The sequence below is a fragment of the Emticicia sp. MM genome (assembly GCF_001649495.1).
The window spans coordinates 36,016-58,103 of sequence record NZ_LXHX01000121.1 but is presented as its reverse complement, the minus strand read 5'-3'; the positions used below and the strand labels follow the sequence as shown (position 1 = coordinate 58,103).

At 34.7% G+C, this 22,088-nt stretch carries 20 protein-coding genes; 15 read left to right on the top strand and 5 right to left on the bottom strand.

The genetic code is table 11. The features are described from left to right. The first annotated feature begins 616 nt into the window (after window positions 1-616). From A6M55_RS17165 to A6M55_RS17135, 8 genes are all read left to right on the top strand, one after another. Window positions 617-2,140, top strand: a complete 1,524-nt coding sequence (locus A6M55_RS17165) for an N-6 DNA methylase (RefSeq protein ID WP_064198669.1) — start codon at window positions 617-619, stop codon at window positions 2,138-2,140. Between the two features lie 12 nt (window positions 2,141-2,152). Next, window positions 2,153-2,332 carry a hypothetical protein gene (locus A6M55_RS17160; RefSeq protein ID WP_064198667.1) on the top strand — a complete coding sequence of 60 codons (180 nt, stop codon included), beginning with the start codon at window positions 2,153-2,155 and terminating at the stop codon, window positions 2,330-2,332. Then, complete coding sequence (locus tag A6M55_RS17155) at window positions 2,329-2,928, top strand: zeta toxin family protein (RefSeq protein WP_064198665.1); 600 nt, start codon at window positions 2,329-2,331, stop codon at window positions 2,926-2,928. The genes A6M55_RS17160 and A6M55_RS17155 overlap by 4 nt, the downstream gene beginning before the upstream one ends. A gap of 22 nt (window positions 2,929-2,950) precedes the next feature. Further along, window positions 2,951-4,075, top strand: coding sequence for a restriction endonuclease subunit S (locus tag A6M55_RS17150; protein WP_064198663.1), 1,125 nt, complete (start codon window positions 2,951-2,953; stop codon window positions 4,073-4,075). A 3-nt stretch (window positions 4,076-4,078) separates the two neighbouring features. Then, window positions 4,079-5,725, top strand: a complete 1,647-nt coding sequence (locus tag A6M55_RS17145) for an ATP-binding protein (protein ID WP_064198662.1) — start codon at window positions 4,079-4,081, stop codon at window positions 5,723-5,725. 208 nt (window positions 5,726-5,933) lie between these two features. Further along, a complete protein-coding gene (gene hsdR / locus A6M55_RS17140) occupies window positions 5,934-8,339 on the top strand; it encodes an EcoAI/FtnUII family type I restriction enzme subunit R (protein WP_064198660.1) in 2,406 nt (801 codons plus the stop codon). A gap of 676 nt (window positions 8,340-9,015) precedes the next feature. After that, window positions 9,016-9,177, top strand: a complete 162-nt coding sequence (locus A6M55_RS17380; RefSeq protein ID WP_156511107.1) for a hypothetical protein — start codon at window positions 9,016-9,018, stop codon at window positions 9,175-9,177. Between the two features lie 286 nt (window positions 9,178-9,463). Then, window positions 9,464-11,164 carry a phospholipase D-like domain-containing protein gene (locus A6M55_RS17135; RefSeq protein ID WP_064198658.1) on the top strand — a complete coding sequence of 567 codons (1,701 nt, stop codon included), beginning with the start codon at window positions 9,464-9,466 and terminating at the stop codon, window positions 11,162-11,164. Between the two features lie 55 nt (window positions 11,165-11,219). On the opposite strand, the gene A6M55_RS17375 is transcribed toward A6M55_RS17135, so the two are convergent. From A6M55_RS17375 to A6M55_RS17125, 3 genes are all read right to left on the bottom strand, one after another. Then, window positions 11,220-11,384: a hypothetical protein gene (locus A6M55_RS17375; RefSeq protein WP_156511106.1), complete on the bottom strand. Its 165-nt coding sequence runs from the start codon at window positions 11,382-11,384 to the stop codon at window positions 11,220-11,222. A 265-nt stretch (window positions 11,385-11,649) separates the two neighbouring features. Next, window positions 11,650-12,087, bottom strand: a complete 438-nt coding sequence (locus A6M55_RS17130; RefSeq protein ID WP_064198656.1) for a hypothetical protein — start codon at window positions 12,085-12,087, stop codon at window positions 11,650-11,652. A 30-nt stretch (window positions 12,088-12,117) separates the two neighbouring features. Continuing rightward, window positions 12,118-12,666, bottom strand: a complete 549-nt coding sequence (locus A6M55_RS17125) for a recombinase family protein (RefSeq protein WP_064198654.1) — start codon at window positions 12,664-12,666, stop codon at window positions 12,118-12,120. 272 nt (window positions 12,667-12,938) lie between these two features. Between A6M55_RS17125 and A6M55_RS17120 the strand changes: the two genes are divergently transcribed. The 7 genes from A6M55_RS17120 to A6M55_RS17090 all read left to right on the top strand — a co-directional run bounded on the left by A6M55_RS17120 (window position 12,939) and on the right by A6M55_RS17090 (window position 19,504). Beyond that, complete coding sequence (locus tag A6M55_RS17120) at window positions 12,939-13,712, top strand: hypothetical protein (RefSeq protein WP_064198653.1); 774 nt, start codon at window positions 12,939-12,941, stop codon at window positions 13,710-13,712. A gap of 151 nt (window positions 13,713-13,863) precedes the next feature. Then, complete coding sequence (locus tag A6M55_RS17115) at window positions 13,864-14,613, top strand: hypothetical protein (protein WP_064198682.1); 750 nt, start codon at window positions 13,864-13,866, stop codon at window positions 14,611-14,613. A 139-nt stretch (window positions 14,614-14,752) separates the two neighbouring features. Then, window positions 14,753-16,123 (top strand): hypothetical protein, encoded by a 1,371-nt coding sequence (locus tag A6M55_RS17110; RefSeq protein WP_064198651.1) that lies wholly within the window; start codon window positions 14,753-14,755, stop codon window positions 16,121-16,123. 178 nt (window positions 16,124-16,301) lie between these two features. After that, a complete protein-coding gene (locus tag A6M55_RS17105) occupies window positions 16,302-17,426 on the top strand; it encodes an SAVED domain-containing protein (protein ID WP_064198649.1) in 1,125 nt (374 codons plus the stop codon). Between the two features lies 1 nt (window position 17,427). Next, on the top strand, window positions 17,428-18,672 hold the full coding sequence (locus A6M55_RS17100; RefSeq protein WP_064198648.1) for a nucleotidyltransferase: 1,245 nt from the start codon (window positions 17,428-17,430) through the stop codon (window positions 18,670-18,672). Then, window positions 18,650-19,099: a hypothetical protein gene (locus A6M55_RS17095; RefSeq protein WP_082893084.1), complete on the top strand. Its 450-nt coding sequence runs from the start codon at window positions 18,650-18,652 to the stop codon at window positions 19,097-19,099. Before A6M55_RS17100 ends, A6M55_RS17095 begins: the two co-directional genes overlap by 23 nt. Window positions 19,100-19,267: 168 nt before the next feature. Next, entirely contained in the window at window positions 19,268-19,504 is a 237-nt protein-coding gene (locus A6M55_RS17090; RefSeq protein ID WP_064198646.1) for a hypothetical protein, read from the top strand. Between the two features lie 317 nt (window positions 19,505-19,821). Here A6M55_RS17090 and A6M55_RS17250 read toward each other — a convergent pair whose 3' ends face one another. Continuing rightward, window positions 19,822-20,856: a metal-dependent hydrolase gene (locus A6M55_RS17250; RefSeq protein WP_197491729.1), complete on the bottom strand. Its 1,035-nt coding sequence runs from the start codon at window positions 20,854-20,856 to the stop codon at window positions 19,822-19,824. A gap of 424 nt (window positions 20,857-21,280) precedes the next feature. Further along, a partial coding sequence (locus A6M55_RS17080) for an AraC family transcriptional regulator (protein ID WP_197491728.1) occupies window positions 21,281-22,088 on the bottom strand: 808 nt, incomplete at its 5' end.

Sequence of the window (22,088 nt, the reverse complement as noted above, 5' to 3'; positions counted from 1 at the left end):
AACTGTCGGCTGAACTGTCGGCTGAACTGTCGGCTGAACTGTCGGCTGAATTCAGCCACATATTGAGTTATTGTAATTTCTAATCCAAAATATAAGTCAGAAGGGAAAGTATATTATTTACTAAAGTATTAATAATGAGTGTTTTATGTGAAAATAATGAAAAAACGTAGGTTGCCGACCGTATGACAAGCCAATATTAATGTGGGGTATCACCCCACATAGGCTGAATTCAGTGAAAAGAAATTGATAATCGTAATAATTTTAAAAGGCAGTTTATTGATTAACTTTAAGTAAGGCTCAGTACGGTGGTTTTCATAATTGCAATAATGTGTTGACGACCCAATCTTGTATCGTAGTTGTATTATTCTTACTTTTAAACATTAAAAGTTTCCAAAGATGAACAGAGATATATTTTTCAACACATTATCAAAGGTTTGCCATAGGATTTTAATGAGACTGATAAAGTGAAATAGAAAAGAGGTGTACTGAAATTATCTGATATGATAAAAGAAGAAGCGAATAAGCTATGAACAGCTAAAGACAAATTATATTCGACTTCATTCAATTGTATTTTAATTACCAAACAATTAACGAAAACAGCATTAAACACAACCCCATGTTTGAACAAAATTTTAAGAACATTGATAACGTACTGTACCGTGAGACTGATAGCGAACTTGACTACATTGAGCAAACCTCTTGGGTTTTGTTCTTGCGTTATTTGGATGAATTAGAAAAAGAAAAAGCAGATGAAGCAGCTCTCGAAGGCAAAGAGTATAAGTATATTTTAGATGAAGCCTATCGTTGGCTTACTTGGGCAGCACCCAAACGCCTGAAAGAAGGTACAACCGACAAATACGAAATAGACATCAATAAAGCCCTAACAGGCAAAGATTTAGTTGAGTTTGTTGATACTAAATTGTTTCCATACTTGGGGAGTTTTAAGCAAAAAGCCGACAATCCAAGAACGATTGAATACAAGATTGGTGAGATTTTCAGCGAACTAAAAAACAAAGTGAAGAGCGGTTATAACCTCCGTGAAATCATTGAAATTGCTGATGAATTACAGTTCGGTAGCTCAAATGATAAGCACGAATTGAGCCATTTGTACGAAACCAAAATCAAAAATATGGGTAATGCTGGGCGTAATGGCGGACAGTATTACACGCCACGCCCGCTGATTCGTGCCATGATTCAGGTTATTGACCCTAAGGTAAACGAGCGAATTTATGACGGTGCGTGTGGTAGTGCAGGGTTTTTGTGCGAAGCATACGACTACATTTATGAGCGGATGGACAAAACCACTACTAACTTAAAGAAGCTCCAAGAAGATACGCTCTACGGCAAAGAAACCAAAAACCTTGCCTACATCATCGGTATTATGAATATGATTTTGCACGGCATCGAAGCCCCAAATATTATTCATACCAACACCCTGAGCGAGAGTGTAAGAAACATAACCGAGAAAGACCGCTATGAGGTAATCTTGGCAAATCCGCCGTTTGGTGGCACCGAACGCCCCGAAGTGCAGCAAAACTTTGACATCAAAACCTCCGAAACGGCTTCGATGTTTATGCAGCACTTTATCAAAAGCCTAAAGGCTGGCGGACGTGCGGCAGTAGTTATAAAAAATACTTTTTTGAGTAATACCGATAATGCTTCGGTTTCGCTCCGAAAATATTTGCTCGAAACCTGTAACCTGCACACCATTTTGGATATGCCAAGCGGAACGTTTTTGGGTGCGGGAGTAAAAACCGTTGTATTGTTTTTTACCAAAGGCGAACCCACCAAAAATATTTGGTATTACCAGTTTGACCCAGGCCGAAGCATGGGAAAAAACAGTGCCTTAAACGATGCTGACCTAAAAGAGTTTGTTGAGCTGCAAAAGACCAAACCCGAAACCGAAAAAAGTTGGATGCTTGATGTTAGCACCCTAACTGGTGGTAGTCGGTCGTCGAGCGAAGCCGAAACTCGTGGGTTGAGCGTAGCCGAAACCTATGATTTAAGCGTGAAAAACCCCAACAAAAAAGCCGAAGCCCCTTTGCGTAGCCCACAGGAGATTTTTGAAGAAATGAAGGCTCTAGACCAAGATAGTGCAGAAATAATGAATGTTTTGAGTTTGATTATTGACAACAATTAAAATTTTTGAACAATGAAAATAAGCGTTTTGACAAATTTTGAAGAACCATCTGACAAAGAACTAATTGGACTAATGAAGGAGGTATCGGAGGATGTGAAAAATAAATTTGCAATTATCAGAAAGCAATTAAACGAAAAAATAGCGGCTGAAATACTTGTTGCTCATGCAAAATACAAAGCAATACAAAAATGAAAAAACCAGTATTGATAGTAATTGCTGGGCCAAATGGCTCTGGTAAAACCTCTATTACTTCAAGGATTTTGCAGCACGATTGGGTAGAAAACTGTGTTTATATAAACCCTGATAACATAGCAAGAGATACTTTTGGCGATTGGAACTCGGCAGAAGCGGTACTCAACGCAGCAAAGTTGGCCACACAAATGCGTGAAGATTGCCTGAACCAAAGGAAAGGAATAATTTTTGAAACTGTCCTTTCGGCTGATGATAAAATAGAATTTTTACAAAAAGCCAAAGCTAAAGGGTACTTCATTCGATTGTTTTTTGTGGGAACAAATAGCCCAACTATCAATGCAAGCCGAATTGCACAGCGTGTAATGGAAGGCGGACACGACGTGCCTATCACCAAAATTATTTCTCGATACAGCAAGTCTATTGCCAATTGCTGTATTGCTACACAGATTGTAGATAGAGTTTATTTGTATGATAACTCAGTAGATTTTCAAGAACCTACGCTATTGTTTAGAACTGCCGATGGCAAAATTTCTAAAGAATATGGCCGGCTCAACGATTGGGCAGTGCCTATTTTTCAGTTTATTAAAAATATTTAAGCAACACAATTTTTGAATACTTATGAAAGAAGGATGGGAAGTGAAAAAGTTGGGAGAATTAGTTTCCATCAAAACTGGTAAGTTAGATTCCAATGCAATGGTTCAAGGAGGGAAATACCCGTTTTTTACTTGTTCCAGAGAAATTTTTGCAATTGATGAGTACGCATTTGATTGTGAGGCAATTCTTTTAGCAGGAAATAATGCAAGTGGAGATTTTAATGTAAAATATTATAACGGGAAATTTAATGCCTATCAGAGAACTTATGTAATTACAATAATTAACTCAAATAAATTGCTCTATGGCTATTTATTCCAGCAATTGGTGAATTATTTAAAAAAATTCAAAGAACAATCGGTAGGTGCCAATACAAAATTTTTGAAAATTGGAATGATTCAAGGAATGGAAATCCCCATTCCCCCACTCACCGAACAAAAAAAAATAGTAGCCATTTTAGACCAAGCCTTTGAAGCCATAGCCAAAGCAAAAGCAAACGCCGAGCAGAATCTAAAAAATGCAAAAGAATTATTTGAGAGTTATTTGAATGAGATTTTTGAGAATAAAGGTGAAAGTTGGGAAGAGAAGAAATTGGGAGAAGTCATATTGTATGATAAAAAGCAAAAATTACATACTAATTTACCATATGTAGGCTTAGAAAATATTGAATCGAACTCTGGTAAATTTTTGGGAAGTAAAGAACCACAAGTAGTAAAGAGTTCTACTTTTTATTTTAATAATTCACACGTGTTATACGGAAGGTTAAGACCGTATTTGAATAAAGTTTTATTACCTGATTTTGAAGGTCATTGTTCAACTGAAATTTTTCCGATAAAAGTAGAGAAACAAATTTTGAGAGAATTCTTATTTTATTGGTTAATAGCCACGAATACAGTCAAGGCAATTGATGAAACTTGGACAGGAGCAAGAATGCCAAGAGCAAATATGAATAAAGTACTTTGTTTTGATTTTTATTTCCCAAAATCACTCGAACAACAAACCCAAATAGTCGAAAAGTTGGATAAACTCCGAGCCGAAACCCAAAAGCTGGAAGCCATTTATAAACAGAAAATTGAAGATTTAGAAGAGCTAAAAAAGAGTATTTTACAAAAAGCCTTTGCAGGAGAATTGAAAACTGAAATAGTAGTTTAGAAAATGGAAGAGAATAAAAATATAGATAAAAAGTCGATAAAATTTCTGAAAGAGAAAAACACCGATTGGAATGAACTGGCAAAAGATTGTGTATGCTTTGCCAACGCCCAAGGCGGATTTATCTATATTGGTATCGAAGATAAAGAAAAACAACCGCCCCTCAATCAAATCATCGTTGATAGGAATCTGCCCGACATCATTCAGAAAAACATTGTGCATCGCACCATCAATGTGGCAGTGGCTGTAACCATTGAAACTGCCGCCAATGAGTCGGAATATATAAAAATACAAATATTCAGAAATGCCCAAACCATTGCATCAACTACCGATGGCAAATATTATATCCGAATCCACGATGACTGCAAGCCCATTCCTCCCGACGAAATGGCAAGGCTGGCGGCAGATAAAAACGCTTTTGTTTGGGAAGAGCAAACTAACAAGCGTATTCCAGTTTCACAATTTGACGAACATAAACGAAGAGTATTTTTGAAAGATATTCGGCACTCGCCAAGAGTAAGTTCATTTATAAAAGAAATGAGCGATGACGAAATTTTAGATTTTTATTTCTTTCAAAAAAACGGATTCCTGACCAACTTAGGGATTTTATGGATAGGCAGACGAAACGATAGAGCTTCATTGCTTTATCCGCCTGCCATACAGATAATTCGCTACGATGAAAAAGAAGAAAAAGTGTGGAAATTGCTTCTGGACGATTATTTCTTAAATCCAAAAGAATTACTCGAATCTGTATTAAATGATGTACCCGACTGGCAAGAGAGCGTAGAAGTATCGGAAGGTATGTTCAGAAAAAACATTCCTTTTTTCCCAATCGAAGTCGTAAGAGAATTAGTCGTAAATGCCTTAGTGCATCGTACTTATACCACGAGAGGAGATATTTTTATTAATATTTTCCCCAATAGAATGGAAATACACAGCCCAGGCCGATTACCCTTTGGTGTAACTCCAAAAAATATTTTGAGCCAATCAATCCGACGAAATGAGCATCTATCAAAAGTATTTTATGATTTAGGTCTGATGGAAAAAGAAGGTAGTGGCTATGATTTGGTATATGCCAAGTTATTAGGGTCAGGAAAACCCCTCCCTGTTGTAAAAGAATTGGGTGAGAGAGTTGCTGTTATTGTAAAGAAGCAATTTGTGAGCAAAGATGTAGTTCGCCTGATGGACAAAGCCAGTTCGGAATTCGCCTTAAAGCAAAAAGAAGTCATTTCTTTGGGTTTGTTGGCACAACAACAAGCCTACACAGCCCTCGAAATAGCTAATATACTCAATCAAAACGAAGAAGTTGGACTAAGAAACTGGCTCGGTAGATTAGTAGATTTAGAACTAATCATAAAAACAGGTAAAGGAAAAGGCACTCAGTATGCAGTAAATCCTGAATTTATCCGTAAAATAAATTTCAAGGGAAAAACAAACCTAAAAAATATAGAAGATTACCGCTTAGAAGAATTAATTTACAAAGATTTGAAAGCATATCCAGAGAGTGGTTTTAGTGATATACATAATAGAATAGGCTTGGAAATTAATAAACATAAGGTCAGGAGAATATTAAAACAAATGTTAGATAATAACCAAATCAAAGCCAAAGGGATTAAGAAATGGGTAAAATATTTTATTGAGCAAAATGTGTAAGTAAATGAATAAATGCTCAATAGAATGCTCAATAGAATATACTTTTTATTTGATATTAGACGGGATTTTATTTGATATAATAAACAAAATGATTAGGTTTGAAAATTAAGTATAATTGTAAATAATTGATAATCAAATTTTTATGCAATAAATATAGTAGCAAAAACACTAACATTTTATTTGATGCTTATTTGATAGAAACACAGCCATGAACGAAACCGAAACAAGAGCCGCGTACATTGATCCAGCCCTAAAAGCAGCAGGTTGGGGGGTTATTGAAGGAAGTAAAATAAAATATGAATTTCCTATCAATAAAGGTAGGCTCATCGGTAACGGTCAAAGAAACACACCCGACAAAGCCGACTATGTACTGCAATACAAAGGCAGAAACATGGCGGTTATCGAAGCAAAAGCACGAGATAAATATTATACCGAAGGAGTTGGTCAAGCCAAAGCATATGCCGAAAAACTACAAGTTAGGTTTACGTACAGCACCAATGGTTTAAAAATTTACGGCATTGATAGAGAGCAAGGCACAGAGGGTGACATCGAGCGTTTTCCAACACCTGACGAGCTTTGGGCATTGTGTTTCCCTGAGCCAAAGCAAGGAGAGATAGTCAAGAGCAGTGATTATTGGAAAACTAAATTATTGTCCGTACCGTTTGAAGACCGAGGCGGTTTATGGCAGCCGAGATATTACCAAGATAACGCCATTACAAAAGTTCTCGAAGCCGTAGCCAATAATCAAACCCGAATTTTGCTAACACTCGCCACAGGCACAGGAAAAACCGCCATAGCATTTCAGATAGCATGGAAACTATTTCAAGCCAAATGGACACCCCAACGAGATGAAGCCCGAAGCCCAAGGATATTATTTTTAGCCGACCGAAATATTCTGGCCGACCAAGCATTTAATGCTTTTTCAGCTTTTGAAGAAACGGCACTCGTAAGAATCAGCCCCGACGAAATCAAAAAAAAAGGCAAAGTGCCGAAAAACGGCAGTATATTTTTTACCATTTTTCAGACTTTCATGTCTGGCCCAAACAACAGCTCTTATTTCGGAGAGTATCCCAAAGATTTTTTTGATTTCATCATCATTGATGAGTGCCATCGAGGTGGAGCCAGTGATGAAAGCTCGTGGCGTGATATTATGGATTATTTTAGTCCAGCCGTACAATTGGGGCTTACAGCCACACCAAAACGTGATGTAAACGCAGATACGTACAGTTATTTTGGTGACCCTGTTTATATTTATTCACTCAAAGAAGGCATCAATGATGGTTTTTTGACACCTTTTAAGGTAAAAGAAATCAATACAACGATTGATGATTATGTATTTACTTCAGACGATACAGTTTTAGAAGGGCAGATAAAAGAGGGTAAACGTTACACTGAAGAAGAAATAAATCGAATCATCGAGATAAAGGAGCGTGAAGAATACCGAGTAAAAATTTTCATGGATTTGATAAATCAGAACGAAAAAACACTGGTTTTTTGTGCTACGCAAGCTCATGCTTTAGCAATCCGAGATTTAATAAATCAAGCAAGAAGTCGTTCCCTGATCGGATTCGAAGGGAAAAACCCTAATTATTGCCACCGAGTAACGGCAGACGATGGGAAAATAGGTGAGCAGCATCTAAGAGATTTTCAAGACAACGAGAAGAGTATTCCAACGATTTTGACAACTTCACAAAAACTAAGTACAGGCGTTGATGCTCCCGAAATAAAAAATATTGTTTTGCTCAGACCCATCAACTCAATTATCGAGTTTAAGCAAATCGTAGGTCGTGGAACGAGGCTTTTTGATAATAAAGATTATTTTACGATTTATGATTTTGTGAATGCACACCATCATTTCAGCGATGCAGAATGGGACGGTGAACCCGAAGAGCCATTACCACCGGGTGGCGTTCCACCGAAGCCAAAACCAGAACCACCATTGGAGCCACCCACAAGTGGCGGTGGTGAAGAAATACCATGCGAGCTTTGCGGCTATGTAATTTGTCGTTGTGAGGATAAACCTAAGAAGATTATTAAAGTAAAATTGGCTGATGGAAAGGTAAGGGAATTGCAGCACATGATAAAAACATCGTTTTGGAGTCCTGAAGGAAAACCAATTTCAGCAGATAGTTTTTTACAATCATTATTTGGAGCGTTGCCTGAACTATTCAAAAACGAAAACGAACTCAGAGACATTTGGAGCAAACCCGATACCAGAAAAAAACTTTTAGAAGAACTTTCAGAGAAAGGATTTTCAAAAGCACAATTAACCGAACTTCAAAAGGTGCTTAGTGCCGAAAACAGCGATTTATATGATGTTTTGGCTTATGTTGCTTTTCACTCAGAAATAATTGATAGAACTTTTAGAGCCGAAAAAGCCAAAGTAAACCTAAAAGATTATAACCCAAAGCAGCAAGAGTTTTTGAACTTTGTTTTGAGCCAATACGTAAAGCAAGGTGTTGATGAATTAGACGATTCCAAAATTAGTGACTTACTCGTATTAAAGTACAATGCCATTGCTGATGCAAAACGAGAGCTGGGCGATATTCCAAGTATAAGAAAGAGTTTTATTGATTTTCAGACGTATTTGTATGATGATAGAGTAGCAATATGAAAAAAACTGATCACAATTACATTCCTACTAACAGGAATCAACTCTTTCGCCCAAACCGATACCCAAACTGCCGAGTAAGCAAAGATAATGATGAACAAAGAAGTTATTATTGTTTTTAATGGTGTTAAGAATATTAAAATACTAAAGTAATTCAAAGCCCTTTCAATCGAGAGGGCCTTTTTTGGGGACTTACCCTTCGGGTCTGGCTATACGCTACAAGTCTGCCAGACGCACTACCTACGCACTTTGGGCTTCTCGCTTCTACCCCTAAACCAAATAAGGTACAATTTTAGTTTTCTATGATTTCGGTGGTGCAGTGAAAAACGGCACCACCTCATTCGTACATTAGCACGGCAGTAATGAAGCCGCTTTTTCCTTTGTTACTTTTGATTATTAATAAGGTTTCATTTTAGTTTTTCATTTGGGTTTGTTTGGGTGCTACCTATTTACCAACACAGAACAATCGAAATTTACGAGTGAAAAAATAAACTTTCCAAGTCTTTGACACATCAATTGGCTAATTAACCTACACACAAGCAAAACGTACTTTAAACAGCTTAATAGACTAGAAAGCAAGGGGCCAGGTAACAGGCTAAGCAATGAAGATGTTTAAGTACCTGAAACCGTCAACGAAATTTGTGACAATTATATCGGTCGGCAGGTTAAAGAAATTGACATGAGTTTCATACTTTTATTCGTGCTGGGTGGCGTTATGCTTATGCGTTACATTGGCCGTGAAAGCCACAATCTTGATTTAAGAATGATTGGTGGTTTGATGATGATTGTAATGCTTTTTACTCGTAGTTTCTTTAGAATTAGTAAAAGGAAGGGGTTGTGAGTACCGTTTAATAAAAGTCCTACTGTTTTATCTGATTTTAAATTTTTCTTTAATAAATTTAACAAAATCTAAGGATAAGATTCACCTAATATTGCAAAGACTGATATTATATTAAGTTTTTTGTTGACTTGATTATAAAAAAGACAAAAAAACAATGCAATTAAGAAATAGCACCTAATCCTTATGATTTTCTAAATACCATACTTCACAGTTTTGCGATGTTTTGATATTATCTGAATTTTTCATTACTACAAATTATTTGTTATCACAAACTTAATTTGATCATATGCGAACAGACATTATTTCAAACGGTACATTAAAAGGTAAAGCTTATTCGGGCACTTATGTTGTGGTTTTAGCTTGGGACTTTGAATCAAGTGATAAACAATTTCGAAAGAGTTTGTTGGGCTTTGGTATTGAAAGGGCTGAATTGCATGGAAATTCCATTGTAGAAAAATACTCAATGAAGGGTATTAAAAGATTCAAAGACAAAGATAAAGGGCTTGCTCCAGGCACTCCCGTTTCAACATTTGAGCATCCAATCCAGTCTTTCCAATGGTGTGACTATACTGCCAAGGAAAATGTTAAATACATATATAAAATTGTTCCTATCTATGGTCAACCTAAAAACTTAGATATTAAATATGACCTTAGCATTTCAATTTCTATTGATACAGAACCAGTTATTGGTAAAAATTTTGAAAATTTACAGCAACATGATATTTATTTTAATAGAGGAGTAATCGGCTCACAAGCTTATGCGAGGGAATTTGGTAATGTTAAGCCAGACTCTGATGATCCTGAATCAAAAGAGATGAAATGGCTTTCCAGAGGTCTTTATGAAGCTTTGATAGACTTTATTTCTCTCGCAAAAAATGAAAAATACGCATTAAGGGCAGCTCTTTATGAATTTCATTATTTACCTGTTGCTATTGCATTTGCAAAAATTATTGAGGCAGGAGCTGACGTCAAAATCGTTTACGATGCTGAAAGTTCCTATAAAATTGAAAATCAAAATACGATAAAGAGGGCTGGACTTGATTTAGGTGGTGTTACGATTCCACGAACTGTAACGGAGGGAATAAGGCATAATAAATTCATTGTTTTGCTTGAGAACGAAGTGCCTATTGCAGTTTGGACAGGTTCTACAAATATCTCGGCAGGGGGTATTTTTGGTCACTCAAATGTTGGCCATGTCGTTTGGGATAAAGATGTTGCTCTTCAGTATTTTGAATATTGGAATAGACTTGCTCAAAATTTAACACCAAGTATTATAAGGCCTTTAAATAAAGAAGCAACACCTACACCTACTACACTTCCTGCCAAAAATAGTATTATTTCTCTTTTTAGTCCGAGAGATGGAAAAGATGAGAATACCACTTTAGAGTGGTATGCAAAGTTGATGAATAGTGCAAAAAAAATTATGTGCATTACATTGGCTTTTAATTTGGACGAAGTTTTTCAAAGTGTCATTAAGAAAGATAATGATGTTTTAAGATATATTGTCAAAGACGATAACTTGGGAACTGGTGAAGATATTGGTACTGACAAAGACGTAATTTTTGCTTCTGGGGGTTATTTCGGGAAAGATTCTCTATTTAATTTTTTACAAGAAAGGGACAACCCCTTAAACTCAAATGATTACATTCATAATAAGTTTATGCTTATTGACCCCCTGAGTATGGACCCAATAGTAATAACTGGATCAGCAAACTTTAGTAGACCATCCCAAAGGAGTAATGATGAAAATATGTTGGTAATAAGAGGAAATACAAGGGTTGCTGATATTTATTTTGGCGAATTTATGCGAATATTCGATCACCATTATGCCAGATACATAAACAGAATACTTAGTCAACAAAATATAAATGATCCAAACGCAGGTTATTTAAAAATAAATGAAAGTTGGACTGAATCCCATTTTGATACTGATAGCTATAAAAGTAAAAGGAGAAAATATTTTTTGAATTCGGAGACATCTATTTGATTGCTTAATATCTCTTTTCTGATTTTTAAATTTGTTTTGGTATAGATTTCCACATTCATGGAAACCTACACCAAAACAAATTCTTAATTTTCGCAAGCATTTTATTTGCCTTTGCTGTTTTAAATGCTGCCAGTTTTTCAACCGAAGCAAATTGCCCTGTATAAACGGTTGCGATTTGTTTTTTTGATTGTTCTGTGGTTTTTCTTTCTAATGTTTTCATAAATCAAATATTTAATTTGAAAATAAAGCAAAGATTCTCTCAAATATCTTTCCACTTATTTATAATATATAATTCCATTCCTGCACTTAATTTTTATTGTTTAATAGTATAATTATGAAACCCTTCATTGAATGGTTTTGAGTTTTCTCGATCAAGTGCTGCTTTTGGAAGGTGCCTTAACATGGACGACCACTTGGAAAGTTATTTGTACTATTTTTGTTTTTATTTAATTAGACATTTTTACTTTAGATGTAGTAATTGAAATTTAATCAATTACTGGTTCAATATGATAATCAATAGAATTCAATACATGATTTTCATCTATCGAATCAAGCAAGTTTGCAATGCCAATACCGAACCGTGTAAGGGTATTATCTCTTTTGTTCTTACCCAATACACTCGAAATTGTTTCATCTCTATTACCAAATTTGTTCTCAGATTTTTTAGTTATCCAAATAAGATTTAATAAATGTTGCATAATTACATTTCCAAGTTGGTCAATTGAGATGGCAATTTCTAAGCAGTATTCACCAAGTCCCTGAATACTTTTTTTATAAATGGTATAAATGATACCCCAAATAATACCAAGAGGTAAAGTAATAATACTTAGAATGATAGAAACAAGTAGTAGAATGATGCCAATTATAGGATTGACAGGCTTTTTGTTCACTGAAAGAGGTTGGAGTCTGAGGCGAGTTATCATGGTAATGAATGTTTAAATTGGTTATAAAAATTAATTATTAAGATATTTATAAAGTGTAGGCTTGGATACTTCCAAAGCCTCACATATTTCTTTGATTTCATATTTCTTTGAGTCGTACATATCACGAGCCATTTTGGACTTTTTTTCATTTAATTTCTTAGGTCGGCCACCCACACGCCCACGGCTGCGTGCAGCTGTCAATCCTGCCGTTGTTCGTTCTCTTATTAGGTTGCGTTCAAATTCGGCCAGTGCCCCGAAAATATGAAAAACCAATTTTCCTGTACTGGAGCCAGTATCAATGCTTTCTTGTAGAGATTTCAAAGCTACTCCTTCAGCATCGAGATAATTAACCCAATCAATTAAATCTTTTAGGCTTCGACCTAATCGGTCGAGCCGCCAAACTACGAGCGTGTCACCTTTGCGAAGTTGTTCTTTAAGTTTATTCAACTCAGGGCGGTCGCTTGTGGCACCGCTCATTTTATCAATAAATATTTTCTCACAGCCAGCTGCCTTGAGAGCATCTATTTGTAATTCCGGATTTTGGTCGAGCGTCGAAACTCGTGCGTAGCCAATAAACATATAAAAAGTAAATAAAGTCGTTGATGTATAAAGATACTTAACTTTGAATAATTAACCAAGTTTATTTACTTAGAAAGTATCAAAAAAGGCTCATTTTAATAGAGCCTTTTTTGAGTAAAGAAAACGAGGGATTTGTTAGCCGAATTTGATAGTGCCGTTTAATAAATATAAAAGATTTTATATTATTAAATGGTACTATTGTAGTAATTTAGACACTAAACAAAGCACTAAACGTAGGTAACAATTATAGAAGACATCTAAATACTTGATAAATGAATAAAATATTAACAACGTTAACCTTGCTTCTTTTAGTAAACTCCCTCTTTGGACAAAATCGTTCAAATTTTCACCATATCATCAAAAAAGCCCATATTGAAAGTCACTATTTGCCTCTTGTATATAAAGACAAAAATGGTAAAGTTCAAAATGTTACAGTTTGCTCTCCTAAGTTAGATGGTATAATAACACTTGACAAAGGTGTTCCTGTTATAGATTTTTGGGCTATTATTGACAGTGAACATGCCGATAAACCAAATTGTATTTCTAAGAATACTGAACTTGGACGTTTTGAACTTGACTTATCGAGAAAAACAGTTGGCGACCCAACCAAATATGTAATAGTTCCATTTACAGCTTGGACTTTTGGTGTAGGGACCACACCTTTTCGATATAGACCAAAAGCTGACAGTTCATCTTCTACAGTTTCATCAAATCTTGGTCTAAGTATTAGTTATGGTAAAACATGGGGTGTTTCAAAAATTAGTCCAAGGTCTATTACTAATCTATCTTTTACAATTGGTCCTTTCCTTGGGCTTTCATCTGTTGACTTGAAAAAAAGCACTGTAAAAAATCCGAGTACTTGGAAGACTGATAGGACAAATGTTGCGTTTTCATACGGTATTAATGCAATCGTAGCAAGAAATAATTTAGGACTTGTTTTTTCATTAGGATTTGATAAAAATTTGGGCCAAGACAGTAATAAATGGAGCTATCAAAATAAACCTTGGTTTGGACTTGGTATTAATACAAATCTTGGAATATTCTAAAAATTAGGCCACCATTATCATATTGTAAATAATAGGACTAAAAGCTGTAAACTAAATATTTGTAATTCTATTGGCCATTTCTGCAAATGTTGGGCATATATTTTTCAAAATCCCAACATCGCCAATACGCAAACCATTACAGGCAACTTTTATGAAACGACAAGACGACTTCAAACAGACCGTAAAAAATAAACTTGCTGAGAGAGCTGCATACATTTGTTCTAACCCAAGTTGTACACGTATGACAATTGGGCCAGACAATACAAACCAACAAAAATCAATCAAGACAGGTATAGCATCGCATATTTGTGCCGCAAGTCCTGGCGGTCCACGTTACGACATTTCTCAATCTCCAGCAACTCGACAAAGTATTTCTAATGGCATTTGGTTGTGTGGAACATGTTCTATGCTCATTGATAAAAATAAAGGACTTGATTATCCTGCTGACTATTTAAGAAAATGGAAATCAGACCACGAAAAACTAATAAAAGAATGCTTAGATAGTCCCAAAAGAGTAATGCTCAATTTTAGGTCACATGAGGACCAATCACAGACATGTAGGAAAATTGTAAAATTCTTGGAAAATAAAGGGGTATTATTCATGGACGTGAAATATGAAGTCCCAATCCATGTCTTTGACTCGGTAAAAGAAATAAGAACATTTCTCACTCAAATCCAAAGTGAAGTAATTTCTGATAGCCCTTTGGAAGTTATAGTTGACTCCATAAATAATGCATGTAGACATTTTATGAATACAATGCACAACAATATGACAATGCCCGAGATAGCATTTAGTTTAGGAGCTATGAGAAAGATTATTGGACTTAACTTGCTGAATATGAAAAAAGACTATGGAGTTCAATTAGCGGGACAGATTAACGAAATATTACCGACTGAATAAAGATGCTTATAACACGGGTTTTGCGTCAGGCGGTCAGACGTGAAAGCTCGGAACTTTGTGCTCCAAATTCCCCGCCTGCACAAAGCCTAAAACCGTTAGAAGTAGGTTTAAATGACAACATACACTAAATAAAAATAGTATGGCACCTGAACATAAACAAAACATTATACCACTACTTGACGACTTTTGGAAACTAGAAGTAGAGAAAAGAATTGCTGAAGTATACAAGGATTACCAAGACTTGACAAGTGTTTATATTGGTTATTATTCTGTTCTCGAATTTGGCGAATATTCCAAAAAAGCTATTTCACAAATTGGACAATTATTGCAATCTAAAATATTCAGCATTTTACCATTTCAATATCAATTCCAAAATGACTTTGGTGCAGGCAATCTAAGGGACGACTTAGCCAATTTCAATTTATACGTAACTAACAATGACTTCTCCAGTGCAGTTACACACTTATACAGACTTGTTTATTATTTAGTTCAAATTGGTTTTTGGCAAAAAGAAGAACCGCTTGACAGAAAAAAAGAGATCCAAATAATTGAAGAATTAAAAACAAAGCTCTCAATAGTTGTAGAGCAAATTGACAAGAACGTCGAGACCAACAAAAAACTAATTGACGAGCTGAACATTGAAAAAAATAATCTGGCAACTTTAATAACGACTAAAAATCAGGAACTCTCTGAGATTTCAAACCTATTGCCAACTGCACGGACGCATTCAGATGAAATTACAAGACTATTAACAAACAGCACAGATACAAATCAGCAAATATCAGGCCTACTAAATCAACAAAACGCAAATCTTGAGACTATAAAAGAACGAATAAAGGAAGAGAATGACATATTTGATGAATTTTCAGCAGACCTAAAACAGTTGAAAGAAAGCTATACTGAACAAATCGGCATTACTACAAAATATAATGCAACCTTTGAAAAGCAACTTGAAACAATACTTGACAAAAGCAAAACTTTTGATGAGCGAATAAAAGTTCTAAATGAACTAATTGGAAAAGAAGGTGCTGTAAAATTATTCAACACATTTAACGATAGAAAAAAAGAACTTGAAAAACCTGTACAAAACTGGTCATACGTAGTTTTTGTAACAGGCATTTTTGCATTGGCTTTAATTATTGGAATATTCACAAATTTCTTTGGTTTAGTAGGTGGATATCCAACAACAATTGATTGGCACTATTTACTTATAAATTCGCTAAAATCTGTTCCTGTTATGATTGTTCTATATTTTGCTATTAAGCAATATGTTCGAGAAAGAAGTTATCAAGAAGAATATGCTTTTCGTTCTGCAATTGCTTTGACAGTTCAAGCATATGGAGACATTGCAGGAAGTAAAAAAGAAGATTTGATTTCAAAAGCAGTTGAAAATATTTACAATATGCCAACAATGATGAAAGAGAAAAATGGGCTTTTTAGTTTTAAAACACGGCAGTTGACAGAAACACTTAAAGAATTAAACGAGACAATTAAAAACGTAAAGCCCTGACAATGAATAGAAGGCCTACTGCTAACAGCCGTTTGCCGCAATGAGGATGACCTGGTTGAATCAAGTACAGTGCTTCTATCAACATTTGTTCTGGGTTGAAAGTTTTGTGCTCCGAAACCCGCCCGAACGCAAAGCCCGAAAACGTTGTATGTTATTATAGAACCCAAATATACCACAAATGAGTAACACGAAGATACCTGAGAAAGTAAAAAATCAACTTTTAATAAAATCAGGAGGCAGATGTCAATATAAAGGATGCAATGAGTCATTATATCAAGACCTTGTTACAAAAAGATCTTTCAACATTTCCTATATCGCACATATTGTTGCTGACGAACCAAATGGACCAAGAGGCTGTAAAATAAGGTCTAAGTTGTTAGCACAAGAATTAGGAAATTTAATGTTAATGTGTGATAAACATCACAGATTAATTGATAAAATTGATGTAGCTGGTCACCCCGAAAAATTATTACTTGAGTGGAAGGTTGAACATGAAGAGAGAATAGAAGTAGTAACAAGTATAAATCCTAATAGCCATTCTCATATTATAACATATAAAGCAAACATTGGACAACATTCGCCAACATTTGATTTTAAATATTTAGCAAACTACTTATTACCAGACTTTTATCCAGCTCAAACTTCAACAATTGATTTAGGTTTAGCGGATAGCCCATTTAGAGATAAAGACAAAATTTTTTGGGATGCTGAATTAAATGCTTTAGAAACGAATTATACTCAAAGATTAGAAACATTGTTGCGACAAAATCATATTAGTCACATTTCATTGTTTGCTTTTGCACCAATGCCCCTTTTAATAAAATTAGGCACCTTGATTAATGATATTCATAATGTTGAAATACACCAACCAATTAGAAATCCAAAAACTTGGAATTTATCTAAAGAAGTTATACCTATTAATTACAAAATAATAGAACCTATTGAGAAAAATCCAATAGTTGCATTAAATATCTCATTAAGTGCTTCAATTGATAATTCAAGAATTACGAATGTACTTGGTGAAAAATGTTCAATTTATACAATAACTATTGATAATCCTTTTAATGATTTCCTACAAACCAAAGGACAGTTGAATGAATTTTCCAAATTGATAAGACTACTATTTAATCAAATAAAGTCTGAATATGACAGCTCAATTGAAATAAACATTTTTCCAGCTATGCCAATTGCCACAGCAATTGAATTAGGTAGAGTTTGGATGCCAAAAGCAGATATGCCATTGACGATTTATGATGAGAATAAAATAAACGAAGGTTTTTTTAAAACCATTGAAATAAAATAACATGCTAACCATAGAACAAAAAAAACAATTCGATGAGATATTCGAAGAATTGGTAAATAATTTAGACATTACAGAGTCCCAATATAAAGCTGCGGTTAGTAGTTATAATGCGGTAGGGAATTGGTTGTCAAGCAAAGATTGCATTTTATCAAAATACAACCCAGAAATATTACCACAAGGTTCATTTCTAATAGGCACAATGATAAAGCCAATGAACGATGAAGATGATTTAGATATAGATTTAGTTTGTGAATTAACAGGTAAAAATATTGATTGGACACAAGAAGATTTAAAAACTATTGTTGGAAACAGAATAAAAGAGAATGAAACATATAAAGAAATGCTTGCAGATGAAGGACGAAGATGTTGGACTTTAGAATATCGAAATGATTCAGAGCAAGTTAAAGAAAGGTATCATATGGATATTCTTCCAGCTATTATTAATGAGGGTTATAATGTTATACTTGAAAAAGCATTTTCAGAAACTAATGAAATGGATTTGGAATCTCTTTCAATAAGAATTACGGATAATGAAACCGATAATTATAAATCCGAAACTGATATTAGTGAATGGATGAAGAGCAATCCTTTTGGTTATGGTAAGTGGTTTATTAATCGAGCAACTTTATCTTTGCGAAAAGCATTTTCATTAAACGAATCTATTAAACCTGTTCCAACTTATCAAAAAGAAAAATTACCATTACAAAGAGTTGTTCAGATTCTAAAAAGACATAGAGACAAAATGTTTTTAGGAGACGAGGATAAACCTATTTCAATAATTATTACCACATTAGCAGGTAAGGCATACAATAAAGAAACAGATTTATTTTCCGCACTTTCAAATGTGATTAGTAATATGGAAAGCCATATCGATGAGAAATATGATTTTGAACTTCAAAAGAGAATTAAATTTATTTCAAATCCAATAAATGAAGAAGAGAATTTTGCTGATAAATGGGTTGATTATCCGAAAAGAGAAGAGAATTTTTTCAAATGGTTGCGTAAACTTCAATCTGATTTCAAAAATATTTTAAATCAAACAAACGGGTTACAATTCATAAATGAATCTATGAAAGAACCTTTTGGTGAAAGTTTGATTACTAAAACATTCAGTAATTATGGTGAACGGCTTAAAGGAGAAAGAGAAAAAGGTAATTTAAAAGTGGCTTCCTTAACAGGCACAATTGGCACAATTGGAGCTACAATTAAAAATCACAATTTTTATGGTTTTGAAGAAGAAAAATAAAATTTCATTAATAGTTCAAGAAGGAACTTTGAAATCGAAATATCCAAATAGCAAAATTATACGAGATAGAGAAAATAAAATTAAATGGGAAGGAATTTTAAAACCAACGCCTTTAAGTAATAGTTACAAAATACAAATTATATATCAAACAGGAAAAGGAATAGATGTTTTTGTTAAAGAACCCTTTCCTTTGAAATTGGCAGAAAACAAAAAAAGTTTGCCACACGTTTATTCAACAAAGGAACAAAAACTGTGTTTGTATTATCCTAAAGGCAACGAATGGAACAATGGACAATTATATACAGAAACAATAATCCCTTGGACTTCAGAATGGTTATTTCATTATGAAATTTGGTTATCGACAGGAATTTGGTTTGGTGGTGGAGTACATAACGAAACTGAAAAAGAGGATGACAATAAAGAATAACGGCATACAACAGCAGTTTGGCAAAATGCCGAGTTTAGTGCTAAATTGAACGGCAGTTCTTAGATTAAACTTTTGTGCAAAACTGAACATTTGTGCTTCGATTTCCGCCACTTCACCAAGCTGAAAACCGTTATACGGCAGCTTAAAACGGCACTCAAACAATAAACAATGGCACGGACAAGACAAGATAGACGAAATGACTTTGACGAATTTTTTAGGACTGCTGTGGCGACATTTACAGAATTTCGTGACAATGACCCGAGAGCCGAAAAATTTCAAAATATTTATATGCTCAACATTTGCCCTGGTAGTCGTGCCGGTGAGACAAACAATCGAGTAGTAGAAGTTTTTTGGGTAGCAGACTATTTGAAACAATTACACAAGGACGGAACTGGACTGCTTTGACAGAATACGGAGCAACTATGTTATACGAACGTGACGATAGTGGTTTTGTAATCGTTTCTATTTACCCAGCAAACACTGACAATAGAAAACCAATTGAAAGCAGCATTACACTTGACATTTGGTTAGACCCAATCAAACTAAACGACAAATCTTTTTTAAAGAAACATTGGAATGACCTAATGGCATATATGGAAAATACGAGTTTAGACGGCAATCCAACATTCCTACAAAGACAACGAGTTTCTTATCTGCGGACTTTTAAAAACTTGGTAGTTGACAACAAGTGGTGCTGTTTCCCTATAATCGGTGGTGCTTATTTACTGGAATATATATCCTTTTTGATAATCGCTCATTCGTGCATAATTTCTTTGTCCTTCGTGCAGCTCCTCTTCAAGTGTTTGCAGCTCTCTCGATATTCGCCCAAGCTCATTGTTATACTCCGAGCGTTGTGCGGAAATTTGTATTTCCAGTATCTCAATTTCTTGCCTTTGGGCTGAATTGTCTTTTTTTTCAACAAAGAAATCGAAGCCTTGCACAAACTCCTTTTCAATCGTTTTGCCAGTTTTCATAACCGCACCTTCAAAATAATTCAAATCCACGCTCGATTGAATTTGCATCTTGAGCAACGGCAGCTTTAACCACACTTTTAGACTATCTGGAGAAACATTAAATACTTGAACTTGCTTAAATGCGAAAGGCTTACCAGTATGCTTAAACGCTAAAAATTTGCAGTCTTTTACCTCAAATTCTTTGAATCTGCCTTGCTTCGATGCCTGAGCGTAGTCGAAGGCAGCAGATGTAAAAGTGTAGGCAACAAACTTAGTCTCAGTCTGATTTATCAAAACTCCTTTCACCGTATCTTTCTGAATATCTACAAAAGTTATCTCCAGTAAATCGCCTTTACGTTTTGATTCTCGTTGGATATGGTCATAATTCAAGAATTGCTTATTGTATTGCATCCAAAAGCCGTTTGTAAAGAGCGGCATACAGAAAAGCATCATCGAGCAAAATACTACAAATATTATTGCTTCAGAGCGTAAATCATTGGTGCGAACTCTCATGTTTGGGTTCGCTGGCAACACACACGGCCGAGTAGAAAACGGATAAAAGAACGGAATTCCTTGGCGTGTACACATATCAAAAATATTGTGAGATAATAAGGCATAACCACACAAAACTGAAAATACTGAAGTATGCAAATAAAGCAGCTCAATAGCCCTAACCATGAGCATAACAGCCACATAAAAGATGAGTGAGTGCGTGATGGTTCGGTGCCCAAATTTACGACTAAGCCACCGAGCCAATGGATAAACCGTTTTGCCAATAATGCTACGCGTATGGTCAATGGACACAATCTGTTTCCTTAAAGTTTCCCGAAAGCACATGGGACTTAAGGCGGGGATAAAATAAAGTGAAAGACATTTTTCAAAAACTTAGATTAGTGTCTAAGAATGCTTTCAATGAGACTTGAGGGTATGAAAAATACTCATTTGTTTAGATTGTTACTTGACAGCAAACTGAATAAATACTTAAACTTTGAAGTCCAATCAAACGTCCGTTTGTTTAGACAATTAATGGGCCTTCCTAAAAATTTACAGCCTATATATAATATGGTATCAAAAAGTATATTTTTGTTGTATATTATTCAAAGTATAATTTATTAAATTTTTCGATGAATAAATATATACAATTCAAATTAAAATATGTATATAGGCTAAATGCATAAAATCATTTTTCATTACAGGCATTTACTAAAGTTTATTCTGAAAAAATTTATTAAGCCTTCAACCCACCAAAAACCTGCTTATACTCGGCAGGTTTTTGGTTTTTCAATAACCTAAAAGAACGGTTAAAATTTGATAAATTATGAAACCCGCAATCAAATGCTATCTGCTGGATACTTTTTTTGTTTTCAATCAACATTCGACAGGCAAAACCGATTCTGACCTCAGTTAAAAATTGAATATAGGTCTTCTGAGTTCTACTTTTAAAATATTTACAAAAATTAGGTACCGACATATTAGCTACAATCGCAGCCTCTTCAATCAATATTTTTCGATGATATTGGTTGAGCGTAAATTCATACACTTTATTGATTTTCTGCGTGTCAAACTTTTGATAGGCATCCACAAAAGCTTGACTACTTAGTTGTTTCAAATCATCTGAAATCGCAATTAACTCAAGAATTTCCAAAAGAATACAAAGTCGATTTAGGCTATTTGCTGTATCAAATATTTTGGACATTAAATGCACGACTTTTACTTTTGTTTCTCCCTCAATCCTTAAACCTAATGTTGATTTTTCAAATAGGTTTCTTATGTTTTCTAATTCTTTCAAACCATAAAACGTCTCACCAAAAAACTTTGGCAGAAACTGAATCACATTCGCCATAGCAATCTGGTCATCTCTACCTTCAAAATAGCTACTATCGTTTTTCCAAACATGGGGCAGATTTGCACCAATCAGCACTAAATCACCATCCTCAAAAAACTCTATGTTATCACCCACGAAACGATTTCCTTTTCCATGAATGATATAGGTTAATTCTAACTCAGGATGAAAATGCCATTTGTTATAAAAATGA

What these genes read in the sequence shown, in the direction of transcription:
- A6M55_RS17100 (WP_064198648.1), top strand. Translation starts at nt 17,428, where the DNA reads ATGCTAACCATAGAACAAAAAAAACAATTCGATGAGATATTCGAAGAA.
- A6M55_RS17130 (WP_064198656.1), bottom strand. Translation starts at nt 12,087, where the DNA reads ATGATAACTCGCCTCAGACTCCAACCTCTTTCAGTGAACAAAAAGCCT.
- A6M55_RS17125 (WP_064198654.1), bottom strand. Translation starts at nt 12,666, where the DNA reads ATGTTTATTGGCTACGCACGAGTTTCGACGCTCGACCAAAATCCGGAA.
- A6M55_RS17160 (WP_064198667.1), top strand. Translation starts at nt 2,153, where the DNA reads ATGAAAATAAGCGTTTTGACAAATTTTGAAGAACCATCTGACAAAGAA.
- A6M55_RS17110 (WP_064198651.1), top strand. Translation starts at nt 14,753, where the DNA reads ATGGCACCTGAACATAAACAAAACATTATACCACTACTTGACGACTTT.
- A6M55_RS17120 (WP_064198653.1), top strand. Translation starts at nt 12,939, where the DNA reads ATGAATAAAATATTAACAACGTTAACCTTGCTTCTTTTAGTAAACTCC.
- hsdR (WP_064198660.1), top strand. Translation starts at nt 5,934, where the DNA reads ATGAACGAAACCGAAACAAGAGCCGCGTACATTGATCCAGCCCTAAAA.
- A6M55_RS17150 (WP_064198663.1), top strand. Translation starts at nt 2,951, where the DNA reads ATGAAAGAAGGATGGGAAGTGAAAAAGTTGGGAGAATTAGTTTCCATC.
- A6M55_RS17090 (WP_064198646.1), top strand. Translation starts at nt 19,268, where the DNA reads ATGGCACGGACAAGACAAGATAGACGAAATGACTTTGACGAATTTTTT.
- A6M55_RS17105 (WP_064198649.1), top strand. Translation starts at nt 16,302, where the DNA reads ATGAGTAACACGAAGATACCTGAGAAAGTAAAAAATCAACTTTTAATA.
- A6M55_RS17145 (WP_064198662.1), top strand. Translation starts at nt 4,079, where the DNA reads ATGGAAGAGAATAAAAATATAGATAAAAAGTCGATAAAATTTCTGAAA.
- A6M55_RS17115 (WP_064198682.1), top strand. Translation starts at nt 13,864, where the DNA reads ATGAAACGACAAGACGACTTCAAACAGACCGTAAAAAATAAACTTGCT.
- A6M55_RS17375 (WP_156511106.1), bottom strand. Translation starts at nt 11,384, where the DNA reads ATGAAAACATTAGAAAGAAAAACCACAGAACAATCAAAAAAACAAATC.
- A6M55_RS17095 (WP_082893084.1), top strand. Translation starts at nt 18,650, where the DNA reads ATGGTTTTGAAGAAGAAAAATAAAATTTCATTAATAGTTCAAGAAGGA.
- A6M55_RS17155 (WP_064198665.1), top strand. Translation starts at nt 2,329, where the DNA reads ATGAAAAAACCAGTATTGATAGTAATTGCTGGGCCAAATGGCTCTGGT.
- A6M55_RS17165 (WP_064198669.1), top strand. Translation starts at nt 617, where the DNA reads ATGTTTGAACAAAATTTTAAGAACATTGATAACGTACTGTACCGTGAG.
- A6M55_RS17135 (WP_064198658.1), top strand. Translation starts at nt 9,464, where the DNA reads ATGCGAACAGACATTATTTCAAACGGTACATTAAAAGGTAAAGCTTAT.
- A6M55_RS17380 (WP_156511107.1), top strand. Translation starts at nt 9,016, where the DNA reads ATGAGTTTCATACTTTTATTCGTGCTGGGTGGCGTTATGCTTATGCGT.